Annotated in this window: 9 protein-coding genes; 7 read left to right on the forward strand and 2 right to left on the reverse strand. The window is 64.7% G+C overall.

What is annotated here, in order from left to right:
• The first annotated feature begins 80 nt into the window (after positions 1–80).
• Together lipA and ACE3SN_RS14010 are read left to right on the forward strand one after the other, a co-directional pair.
• The gene (gene lipA, locus ACE3SN_RS14005) at positions 81–1040 is read left to right on the forward strand and encodes a lipoyl synthase (protein ID WP_374531020.1); all 960 of its coding nucleotides are present in this window, start codon (positions 81–83) and stop codon (positions 1038–1040) included.
• Between the two features lie 2 nt (positions 1041–1042).
• The gene (locus tag ACE3SN_RS14010) at positions 1043–1501 is read left to right on the forward strand and encodes a type II toxin-antitoxin system RatA family toxin (RefSeq protein ID WP_374531022.1); all 459 of its coding nucleotides are present in this window, start codon (positions 1043–1045) and stop codon (positions 1499–1501) included.
• Here ACE3SN_RS14010 and ACE3SN_RS14015 read toward each other — a convergent pair.
• Both ACE3SN_RS14015 and ACE3SN_RS14020 read right to left on the reverse strand, forming a co-directional pair.
• Positions 1462–1959, reverse strand: a complete 498-nt coding sequence (locus ACE3SN_RS14015) for a CinA family protein (protein ID WP_374531035.1) — start codon at positions 1957–1959, stop codon at positions 1462–1464. The genes ACE3SN_RS14010 and ACE3SN_RS14015 overlap by 40 nt on opposite strands.
• Before the next feature lie 81 nt (positions 1960–2040).
• Positions 2041–3195 (reverse strand): bifunctional 2-C-methyl-D-erythritol 4-phosphate cytidylyltransferase/2-C-methyl-D-erythritol 2,4-cyclodiphosphate synthase, encoded by a 1155-nt coding sequence (locus ACE3SN_RS14020; RefSeq protein WP_374531024.1) that lies wholly within the window; start codon positions 3193–3195, stop codon positions 2041–2043.
• A 71-nt stretch (positions 3196–3266) separates the two neighbouring features.
• Between ACE3SN_RS14020 and dusB the strand changes: the two genes are divergently transcribed.
• The 5 genes from dusB (at position 3267) to ACE3SN_RS14045 (ending at position 10519) form a co-directional block, all read left to right on the forward strand.
• On the forward strand, positions 3267–4283 hold the full coding sequence (gene dusB, locus ACE3SN_RS14025) for a tRNA dihydrouridine synthase DusB (RefSeq protein WP_374531025.1): 1017 nt from the start codon (positions 3267–3269) through the stop codon (positions 4281–4283).
• 5 nt (positions 4284–4288) lie between these two features.
• Complete coding sequence (locus ACE3SN_RS14030; protein ID WP_374531027.1) at positions 4289–5380, forward strand: nitrogen regulation protein NR(II); 1092 nt, start codon at positions 4289–4291, stop codon at positions 5378–5380.
• Complete coding sequence (locus ACE3SN_RS14035; protein ID WP_374531029.1) at positions 5377–6789, forward strand: sigma-54-dependent transcriptional regulator; 1413 nt, start codon at positions 5377–5379, stop codon at positions 6787–6789. The genes ACE3SN_RS14030 and ACE3SN_RS14035 overlap by 4 nt, the downstream gene beginning before the upstream one ends.
• A gap of 102 nt (positions 6790–6891) precedes the next feature.
• Positions 6892–9096, forward strand: a complete 2205-nt coding sequence (locus tag ACE3SN_RS14040) for an ATP-binding protein (protein WP_374531031.1) — start codon at positions 6892–6894, stop codon at positions 9094–9096.
• Positions 9097–9115: 19 nt separating this feature from the next.
• On the forward strand, positions 9116–10519 hold the full coding sequence (locus tag ACE3SN_RS14045; protein ID WP_374531033.1) for a sigma-54-dependent transcriptional regulator: 1404 nt from the start codon (positions 9116–9118) through the stop codon (positions 10517–10519).
• Positions 10520–10727 lie beyond the last annotated feature (208 nt).

A 10727-nucleotide genomic window follows, 5' to 3' on the forward strand; every position in this document is an offset into this window, starting at 1 on the left:
GAATCCGTTGCTCATGGCGGGCCTGATGCCTTCGGAAATTCCCTCTGGCAACCCTTGGACCATGCGCCTATCTGGGCGCCATGAACGATCTTGCAAATGCACCGCGCGATATCCCTGCCCGGGAAGGGGCCGAACGCCCCACGGAACGCCAGCGCAAGCCCGACTGGATCCGCGTTAAGGCCCCGACATCCAAGGGTTATGGCGAAACCCGCCAGTTGATGCGCGACCTCAAGCTGCACACTGTGTGTGAGGAAGCCGCCTGCCCGAACATCGGCGAATGCTGGACCAAGAAGCACGCCACGGTGATGATCCTGGGTGACATCTGCACCCGCGCCTGCGCGTTCTGCAACGTCAAGACCGGGATGCCGCGCGCGGTCGATCCGCTTGAGCCTGAACACGTCGCGGCAGCGGCGGCGAAGATGGGGCTGGAACACATCGTCATCACCTCGGTCGACCGCGATGACCTGCCCGACGGCGGTGCCGGGCATTTCGTCAAGGTGATCAAGGCCCTGCGCCGCGAGACTCCCGACACCACGATCGAGATCCTGACCCCGGATTTCCGCGGCAAGATGCGCGCCTCGGTCGAAGCAATCGTTGCCGCCGGGCCGGACGTGTACAACCACAACCTCGAAACCGTGCCGCGGCTCTATCCCACGATCCGTCCGGGCGCGCGCTATTACGCCTCGTTGCGCCTGCTCGAAGAGGTCAAGAACCACGACCCGCTGGTCTTCACCAAGAGCGGGATCATGCTTGGGCTGGGCGAGGAACGCCTTGAGGTCCATCAGGTGATGGACGACATGCGCAGCGCCGGGATCGACTTCATGACGATGGGCCAATACCTCCAGCCCACGCCCCGCCACGTCGCCGTCGCCGAGTTCGTCACCCCGGATACGTTCAACTCCTATGCCTCGATTGCGCGGTCGAAGGGCTTTTTGCAGGTCGCGTCCAGCCCGCTGACCCGTTCGAGCTATCACGCGGGGGACGATTTCAAGGAAATGCGCGCAGCCCGGCAGGCCCAGGTCGGGCTCGCCCGTCGCTAGCAATGCCGGGGATTCGCGAAACCCGCCGCCTGCCCTACACGGCCGAACAGATGTTCGACCTGGTCGCAGACGTCGCCCGCTATGGCGAGTTCCTGCCGTGGGTGGTGGCGACGCGGGTCAAGTCGGACAGCGAGACCGAAATGCTGGCCGACATGCTGGTCGGCTTCAAGGCGCTGCGCGAGAAGTTTACCTCGCGCGTCGAAAAGCAGCGCCCGCACCGGATCAAGGTCCACTATGTCGACGGGCCGATGCGCGATCTCGACAATGTCTGGGAATTTCGCGACGTAGCGGGCGGCTGCGAGGTGGAGTTCCTCGTCACCTTCACCTTCCGCAACGCGGTGTTCGAAAAACTCGCCGGGCAGTATTTCGACCGGGCCTTTCGCAAGATGGTCGGCGCCTTCGAAGAGCGCGCCGAACAGCTTTACGGCAGCAGCAGTTCCAGCGCCACCAGCGCCGCCTGATGGCGCACGGAATCGCGGCTTGAACCGTCAAGCAGGCGTTCTTCGCCCACCAGTTCCTCGCTGCCGCGCACTGCACGGGCAAACACCACGGTGCCGACCGGCTTCTGCTCGGTCCCCCCGCCGGGTCCGGCAATTCCGCTGATCGCAACGGCGACATCGGCGCCGCTGTGGTTCAGTGCGCCCTGGGCCATGGCCCAGGCACAGGCGATCGATACCGCACCGAAGGTTTCGATAATATCGCCCGAAACGCCCAGCAGTTCGCGCTTGGCTTCGTTCGAATAGGTCACGAACCCGCGATCGAGCACGTCGGACGATCCCGGAATCTCGGTCAGTGCCGCCGATACGAGGCCGCCAGTGCAGCTTTCGGCCAGCGCAACGGTGCGCCCCGCGGCGCGGTTCTCGGCAATGACCTTGGCGGCCAGTTCGGCCAGATCGGCAGGAAGCAAACTCACGGGGATTTCCCTATGCAACGAATCGCGGGGGCCGCCTTGGTCCCGTTTGCGGGTAAAATCCAGCCTTGCTTGCTTGCCGCTACGACATCAGGCGCGCAGCAAGGTTGCGATGGCCTGAGTGGCGATCCCTTCGCCGCGTCCGGCAAAACCGAGTCGCTCGGTCGTGGTGGCCTTCACGCTGACCGCCGCAATCGGTGTGCCGAGCAGGTCCGCCAACCGCTCGCGCATGGCCTGCCGGTGAGGGCCGATCTTGGGGGCCTCGCAGATGATCGTCAGGTCGACATTTCCAATCCTGTAGCCAGCCTTGGCGGCCAACGACACGGCGTGGGACAGGAAGCGGTCCGAACTGGCGCCCTTCCATTGTTCGTCAGACGGCGGGAAATGGCTGCCAATATCGCCATCGCCAATCGCGCCAAGGATCGCATCGACCAGCGCATGGATCGCCACGTCGGCATCGGAATGACCGGCAAGTCCGCGCGCATGGTCAATCTTGACCCCGCACAGCCACAATTCCTCGCCATCGGCCAGGCGATGGACGTCATAGCCGGTACCCACCCGCATGGGTGGCAGTTCCGTGCCGAAATCGCTGGCAAAGGTAAGCTTGTGCAAGGCTTCGTCTCCATCGACGAGGGCAATCGTCAGGCCGGCAGCCTGGGCCACCTGGGCGTCGTCTCCGGTCTCGGGCGCGCCGTCCCAGGCGCGGTGCGCGGCAAGGATGTCGTTATATCGGAACGCCTGCGGCGTCTGCACCCGGCGGAGCGCCTCACGCCGTGCGGGGGCACCCATGACGCAGCCTTCAGCATGGGCCAGGCTATCGACAACCGGCAGCACCGGGATCGCGCCCGGCTTGTCCGACAGTGCCGCAACAAGGCGATGAATGACGTCCTGGGGCAGGTTAGGCCGCGCGGCATCGTGGATCAGGACGATGGCAGGCTCGGCAGCCTCCAGTGCTTCGAGGGCCTTGCGCACCGATTCCTGCCGGGTTGCCCCGCCGGTGACGAATTGAACCCCGGGGACGCCCGCTAGCGCCGCTCGCGCGAGTTCCTCGCCACCCTCGGGAATGGCGACAACGATCGGAGCGATGCCCGCAGCCGCCAGCGCCTCGGCCGAATGCCGCACCACCGGTTTGCCGCGCCATGGTGCGAACTGCTTGGGCAACGGCTGCCCGGCGCGCAGACCTTGCCCTGCTGCAACGATCACGGCGGCGATACGGGCGGGAAGGGGGGCGGGTTCGGCAATCATCCACCGCGCGGGTAAAGTGTTGCGGTTCCGACGGCAATTCCCTATGTGCTGCCCAAATTTTAGGCACCGCAATGAACCCGCTTCCAACTCCGCCCCAACTGGCCCCGATCCAGATCGGTCCCGAAACGATCGATTGCCCGGTCGTGCTCGCCCCGATGACCGGGGTTACCGACCTGCCATTCCGCCGTCTGGTGCGCCGTTTCGGCTCGGGCCTCAACGTCACGGAAATGATCGCGAGCCCCGCCGCGATCCGCGAAACACGCCAGTCGGTCCAGAAGGCCGCGTGGGATTCGGCTGAGGAACCGGTTTCGATGCAGCTGGTCGGCTGCGTGCCGGAACAGATGGCAGAAGCTGCAAAGCTTTCGGAAGATCGCGGTGCGGCGATCATCGACATCAACATGGGCTGCCCGGTGCGCAAGATCGTCAACGGCGATGCCGGCTCGGCGCTGATGCGCGACCTGCCGCTGGCGACCAGGCTGATCGAGGCGACGGTGAAAGCCGTGAAGGTGCCAGTCACCGTCAAGATGCGGATGGGCTGGTGCCATGACAGCCTCAACGCTCCTCAGCTCGCACGGATTGCCGAGGATCTGGGCGCAAAAATGGTCACCGTCCATGGCCGCACCCGCAACCAGCTTTACAAGGGCCACGCCGACTGGGCCTTTGTTCGCAACGTGAAGGAAGCCGTATCGATCCCCGTGATCGTCAACGGCGACATCTGCGGGATCGACGATGCTGCCAAGGCGCTGGAACAGTCCGGCGCGGACGGGGTGATGATCGGGCGCGGCGCCTATGGCAAGCCGTGGCTGCTCGCCCAGGTGATGCACTGGCTGCGCACCGGCGAACAACTGGCCGATCCGACGCTGGAAGAGCAGTTGGCGCTGATCCTTGAGCATTACCAGTGGATGCTCGACCTTTATGGCGAGGATACCGGCGTCAAGATGGCCCGCAAGCATCTTGGCTGGTACACGCGCGGGCTGCACGGCTCGGCCAACTTCCGCAACATGGTCAACTTCGTCGATGACGCGCAGGCGGTGATGCAGCACCTGCGCGATTTCTACGATCCGTTCCTCGCCCGCCAGGCGGCCTGATCCCGATGCAGGATGCCCAGCGCCAGCTAGCCAGCCTGCCGCTTGCGGTGGTGCTGCTGGCGCCCGGGCAGAAGATCGCGGCAGCGAACCCGGCCGCCGAACAGTTTCTGGGCCAGAGCTTTCGCCGTCTCTCGGGCAAGACCCTGGCGCAACTCCTGGTGTTCGACGAGCCGCTGCTGGCGGCACGCCTGAGCGAAGCCGATGCGCATGTGTCGGCGCGGGCCATTGAGGTGGGGGTGCTGGGGCACGGGCCGCGCCGGATCGACGTGACCGTCGCCCCACTGCTCGATCAACCGGGCTGGCAGGTCATGACCTTCCAGGACATATCGAGTGCGGAAGCGATCAGCGGCAATCCGACCGCAGGGGACGACAGCGTGCTGCGTGCGCCCGAAATCCTCGCCCACGAGATCAAGAACCCGCTGGCAGGCATTCGCGGAGCGGCGCAGCTGCTCGGCCGCAAGCTGGAAGGGGGCGACCTTGCCCTGACCGGGCTGATCGCGGACGAGGTCGACCGGATCGCCAAGCTGATCGACCAGATGCAATCGCTTTCGCGTCGAACTGCGCCAGAGCTTTCGCCCTGCAATCTTCACGAAGCGATCCGCCGCGCCCGTGCGGTGATCGATGCCAGCGGCAAGGCGCCGCAGATCGTGGAAGAGTTCGACCCTTCGCTGCCGCCGGTCATGGGCAATCCAGACGCGCTGGTGCAGGTCGTGATCAACCTGCTGGCCAATGCCGCCGATGCCTGCCGCAGTGCCGAAAATCCGCGCATCGCCGTGCGCACCCGCTTCGCCAGCGGCCTGCAACTGCATCGCGGCGCCGATGGCAAGCCCGTGCGGCTGCCAATCGAACTGCGCGTATCGGACAATGGCCCGGGGATCGATCCGTCGATGCGTGACCATATCTTCGAACCCTTTGTCACCACCAAGAAGAGCGGGCAGGGGCTTGGCCTGGCGCTGGTCCGCCGCCTGGTACGCGACATGAACGGCCGCATCGGTCACGACCGCGACGATGGGGCCGGCCTGACCCACTTTCGCGTGCACTTGCCAATGGCCAACGAACAGACGCGCAAGAGCGCCAAGCCAAAGGATCCCGTATGAGCGTGCTGCTGGTTGAAGACGACGTTTCGATTGCGATCGTCATCACCGCTGCGCTGGAGGCGGAGGGTTTTTCGGTCACCCATTGCGACAGCATTGCCGAGCGCGACCGTCTGCTGGCGAATGAGCAGTTCGAGGCGCTGGTTACCGACGTCATGCTGACCGACGGCGATGGGATCGAAACCATCGGCACTGTTCGCACCCTCGCGCCCGATATGCCGATCATCATCCTGTCGGCGCAGAACACGCTCGATACGGCGGTCCGCGCCAGCGATACCGAGGCCTTCGAATATTTCCCCAAGCCCTTCGACATCGACGAACTGGCCCGCACAGTGCGCCAGGCCGTGGGCGCGGCAGCCGCGCGCGGTGGGGGCGAGAGCGAGGCGCCCGTTGCCGGCCTGCCGCTGGTCGGGCGCAGCGCCGCGATGCAGGCGGTCTACCGCATGATCACGCGCGTATTGCGCAACGATCTGACCGTTCTGATCCTGGGTGAAAGTGGCACCGGCAAGGAATTGGTGGCCGAGGCGATCCACCAGCTTGGCCACCGCAAGGACGGCCCCTTCGTGGCGGTCAACACGGCCGCGATCCCCGCCGAACTGATCGAAAGCGAACTGTTCGGGCACGAAAAGGGCGCCTTTACCGGCGCGGTTGCGCGGCACATCGGCAAGTTCGAACAGGCCAGCGGCGGCACGCTGTTCCTCGATGAAATCGGTGATATGCCGATGCAGGCCCAGACCCGCCTGCTGCGAGCCCTGCAATCGGGCAGCGTCCGGCGCGTAGGCGGGCGCGATGAAATCAAGGTCGACGTCCGGATCATCGCGGCGACCAACAAGGACCTCGAGCCGATGATCGCGGCGGGCACCTTCCGCGAGGATCTTTATTACCGGCTCAACGTCGTGCCCATCATGCTGCCGCCCCTGCGCGAGCGCGCCGACGATATCCCGGCACTGGCGCGGCATTTCCTGCATCTGGCCGCGAATGAAGGCCTGCCGCGCCATATCCTGAGCGACGCTGCCGCCGCCGTACTTGCGCGGCAGCCCTGGCGCGGCAATGTGCGCGAACTGCGCAACTTCATCTACCGCCTTGCCCTGCTCGCGCGCGAGGAAGCGATCGACGCCGGCTCGGTCGAGACGTTGCTCGCCACCACCGCACGGACCGACAGCGACGCGGCCGGAACGGTCGATCTGGCCGGGGCCGTGGTGCATTGGCTGGCGCACAACCGCCCCGCCAACGGCCATGTCTACGACTTGGCGCTGGCCGCGTTCGAACGTCCGCTATTCCTTGAAGCCCTGCGCGAAACCGGCGGCAACCAGCTGCGCGCGGCGCAGCTGCTGGGCATCAATCGCAACACGCTGCGCAAGCGCCTGCACGAGCTTGCCATCGATCCCACCGGCCTGTCCCGCGAGGGCTGACCCGGGCGCGACGGCCAGGCCCGCGAACTGCGGGGAATTTGCGCCAAACGGCATGCAAAACCCCTTGCAAACCTGCAACAGGGGTGTTGTAACTCGGCAACGATGGAGGCGACGCCAAAAAATCGCTGGCCGCGCTGGTGGCGGCAACTGCAGCTTCGCGCGCGCCGGGCGAACTTCTTCGCAATCATGGCGATCATCTCGGTCATTGCGTTCCTGGTGATGACCGCAGTCAGCTGGATTGCGATTGCAGATCAGTCCCGTCGTGGGCAGCTATTGCCCACCGATCTTACCGCAACGCTTCTGGTCGGCACGCTGGTCCCGGCAATGGCGCTGCTGGTCCTGCTTGGGCGGCATATCGCGCTGCAACGCGCCGCCGAGACGGCGGGCGGGGGCGGGCAGCTGCACGTCCGGCTGGTGTTCCTGTTCTCGATGATTTCGGCCGTGCCGACGCTGCTGGTGGTGATCTTCGCCTCGTTCCTGTTCCAGTCGGGCGTCGAATTCTGGTTTTCGGACAATTCGCGCGGGCTGCTGGAAAACGCCAACAAGCTGGCGCGCGGCTATTACGAACAGACCCAGCGCGACATGGAATACGAATCGTTGGCTATGGCCGCCGACCTGCGCGACGAACTCAGCCAGGTGCCGATGGCCAGTGCCGAATTCCAGGATTACTATTTATATCAGGTACTTCATCGCAAGATCAACGAATCCACCATCCTTCAGAAGGGCACCGACGGCCAGCTCCACAAGGCCGCCTTTACCCGCGGCGAGGCGCCCCTGTCGGAAATCTCTGGCGATGCGCTGCGCCAACTCGATCAGGGCAGCGAAATCGTGGTCAGCTCGGAAGGCAACAGCATCAAGGCTGTTACCCCGATCGACCGCCGCGTTGGCATCTATCTCTTCACGGCCCGAAAGTCCGATCTGCTATCGGCCGGCTACGCGCAGAACATCGTGCGCGCCTATGACGAACTGACCCAGCGCGCGCGGATCCTGCAATTACGCTTCAACGTCGGCCTGTTCGTCGCCAGCCTGATGCTCGTGGGGCTGGCGGTATGGTTCGGGCTGCGCTTTGCCGACCGGCAGGTCAAACCGCTCTACGAACTGGTCGACGCCGCCCGGCAGGTCGGTGCGGGCAATTTCACGATGCGGGTCGAAGGGCGCACCGGGGCGGACGAAATCGGCCTGCTCAATCGCGCATTCAACCGCATGACCCAGCAGCTCGAGCGCCAGACCCAAGACCTGATTGGCGCCAACCAGCAACTCGACGAACGCCGCGCCTTTATCGAAGCCGTACTCGAATCGATCACCGCCGGGATCATCTCGACCGATGCCGAAGACCGGATCCGCCTGATGAACTCCTCGGCCCAGAAGCTGCTCCTCGATCGAGATGCGGACACGCCGATCGGCAGCAAGCTCGCCGAGGTTCTGCCCCAGCTTTCCGGCATTGTCGAAGGCGGGAAGGGGAGCGGCATCGTGCAATATGCACGGGGCAACGACCTGCTCACCCTCGCGGTCAAGAGCACCGGCTCGGCCGCCGGCCACGTTATCACCTTCGAGGACATTACCCGCCAGCTGCTCGACCAGCGCCAGGCTGCATGGTCCGACGTGGCGCGCCGGATCGCACACGAAATCAAGAACCCGCTGACCCCGATTCAGCTCGCGACGGAGCGGCTCAACCGGCGCTACCGCAAGCTGATCACGGCGGATGCCGAACTGTTCGAGGAACTGACCGGCACGATCATCCGCCAGGTCGGCGACCTTCGCCGCATGGTTGACGAATTCTCATCGTTTGCGCGCTTGCCCAAGCCCGTGTTCCGCGGCGAAGACCCCGTCGATCTGGCCCGCCAGGCCCTGTTCCTGCAGGAAGTTTCGCGCCCCGACATCAATTTCACCTTCTCGAGCGATGGCGAGGTCGGGATCATCGCCTGCGACCGTCACCAGTTCGGCCAGGCCATGACCAATGTGATCAAGAACGCGGTCGAAGCGATCGAGGCGCGACAAAAGACGGCCGAGGCCGACTATCGCGGCCATATCGACGTTTCGATCGTCCACTCTGCCAACGACGTTATGATCACGGTCAAGGACAACGGCATCGGCCTGCCGCAGGATCGCGAACGCATCGTCGAGCCCTATGTCACCACGCGCGAGAAGGGCACCGGGCTTGGTCTCGCGATCGTCAACAAGATTGTCGAGGAGCACGGCGGCGAAATGACCTTCGCTTCCGGTGATCCCGATGGAACCGCCGTCACCATGCGCTTTGCCCGCGATCCGGTGTCTGATGGCAAGTCTACGCAGGAAGCGGCCGAATAAATTGAACCAGGGAAGATCAATGGCGCTCGATATCCTCATCGTCGATGATGAACGCGACATCCGCGAGCTCGTGGCCGGAGTCCTCAGCGACGAAGGCTACGAATGCCGCACCGCAGGCGACAGCACCACCGCCCTCGACATGATCGACCAGCGCCGGCCAAGCCTCGTCCTGCTCGACGTCTGGCTCCACGGCAGCCCGATGGACGGGCTTGAAGTGCTGGATGCGATCAAGGCGCGCGAGCCGGAACTGCCGGTGATCATCTTCTCCGGCCACGGCAACATCGACACCGCTGTCTCGGCAATCGGGCGCGGGGCGATGGATTTCATCGAAAAGCCCTTCGAAGCCGAGCGCCTGCTCCTGCTCGTCGCCCGCGCCACCGAAACTGAGCGCCTGCGCCGTGAGAACGCGCGGCTGCGCGAAGGTTTTGTCACGGCTGACGAATTCACCGGCAACAGCTCGGCAATCAACCAGGTCCGCGCGACGCTGAAGCGGGTGTCGAACACCGGCAGCCGCCTGCTCATCTCCGGTCCCGCCGGCTCCGGCAAGGAGGTCGCCGCTCGGCTGCTCCACAGCTGGAGCCCGCGGGCAAACGGTGCCTTCGTCACGGTCAATTCCGCCCGCATCACCCCCGAGCGCTTCGAGCAGGAACTGTTTGGGGAAGAGCAGGGCGGCAAGCTGGTGCGCGCCGGCCTGCTTGAAATGGCCGATGGCGGTACGCTCTACCTCGACGAGGTGGCCGACATGCCGCTTTCGACCCAGGCCCGGATCCTGCGCGTGCTGACCGAACAGGCCTTTGTCCGCGTCGGCGGTCACCGCCAGATCCGCGTTGACGTCCGGGTGGTGTCCTCCACCGCGCGCGATCTTGAAAAGGAAATCGGCGAGAAGCGCTTCCGCGAAGACCTGTTCTACCGGCTCAATGTTGTGCCGGTTTCAATCCCCTCGCTGGCGGACCGGCGCGAGGACATTCCGGCCCTGGTGGATCACTTCTTTGCACGCTTTGCCGCCGATCAGGGCGTCGCCCCGCCCGAAGTCAGCGTCGAAGCCATGGCCGCGCTGCAGAGCTATGAATGGCCCGGCAACGTGCGCCAGCTGCGCAACGTGGTCGAACGCACCTTTATCCTCACCCCGCGCGAACGCCTTGGCCGGATCGATCCGGACATGCTTCCACCCGAAATCGTCTCTGGCCGGATTGCAGGCGAGAGTGGCATGCCCTCGCTGATGGGGGTTCCGCTGCGCGAAGCACGCGAGAATTTCGAGCGCGAGTACCTGCGCGTTCAGATCCGCCGATTCTCGGGCAACATCTCGCGCACGGCTTCATTCATCGGGATGGAGCGCTCGGCCTTGCACCGCAAGCTCAAACTGCTTGGCATGGTCGAGCGGCGGGAGGATGAAGAAAGTCTCGAATCCGAATCAGAAGAATGACGCAATGCAGCATGAAGGCCGTTGTCGTCAGCTTGCGTAAAGGTTAGTATCACTAACCAATGAGTTCCGGCTTGCTCCTTCGGGGGCGGCCTGATTGCGGACCGCAGCAGCGGCCGCCAACAAACAAGAAGGAGTTAAACCATGCCCTCGACCACTGGCTCGCGAACCCTCTCCGCGCGGCCGCGCCCTCCCAAGCCCGAAGCCGAAG

The sequence above is a fragment of the Novosphingobium sp. genome (assembly GCF_041915465.1).
In the GTDB taxonomy this organism is placed as follows: domain Bacteria; phylum Pseudomonadota; class Alphaproteobacteria; order Sphingomonadales; family Sphingomonadaceae; genus Novosphingobium.

Excerpts from the sequence above, each read along its gene's own strand:
- ACE3SN_RS14045 (WP_374531033.1), top strand. The coding sequence starts at position 9,116 with ATGGCGCTCGATATCCTCATCGTCGATGATGAACGCGACATCCGCGAG.
- ACE3SN_RS14040 (WP_374531031.1), top strand. The coding sequence starts at position 6,892 with ATGGAGGCGACGCCAAAAAATCGCTGGCCGCGCTGGTGGCGGCAACTG.
- dusB (WP_374531025.1), top strand. The coding sequence starts at position 3,267 with ATGAACCCGCTTCCAACTCCGCCCCAACTGGCCCCGATCCAGATCGGT.
- ACE3SN_RS14035 (WP_374531029.1), top strand. The coding sequence starts at position 5,377 with ATGAGCGTGCTGCTGGTTGAAGACGACGTTTCGATTGCGATCGTCATC.
- ACE3SN_RS14030 (WP_374531027.1), top strand. The coding sequence starts at position 4,289 with ATGCAGGATGCCCAGCGCCAGCTAGCCAGCCTGCCGCTTGCGGTGGTG.
- ACE3SN_RS14020 (WP_374531024.1), bottom strand. The coding sequence starts at position 3,195 with ATGATTGCCGAACCCGCCCCCCTTCCCGCCCGTATCGCCGCCGTGATC.
- ACE3SN_RS14010 (WP_374531022.1), top strand. The coding sequence starts at position 1,043 with ATGCCGGGGATTCGCGAAACCCGCCGCCTGCCCTACACGGCCGAACAG.
- lipA (WP_374531020.1), top strand. The coding sequence starts at position 81 with ATGAACGATCTTGCAAATGCACCGCGCGATATCCCTGCCCGGGAAGGG.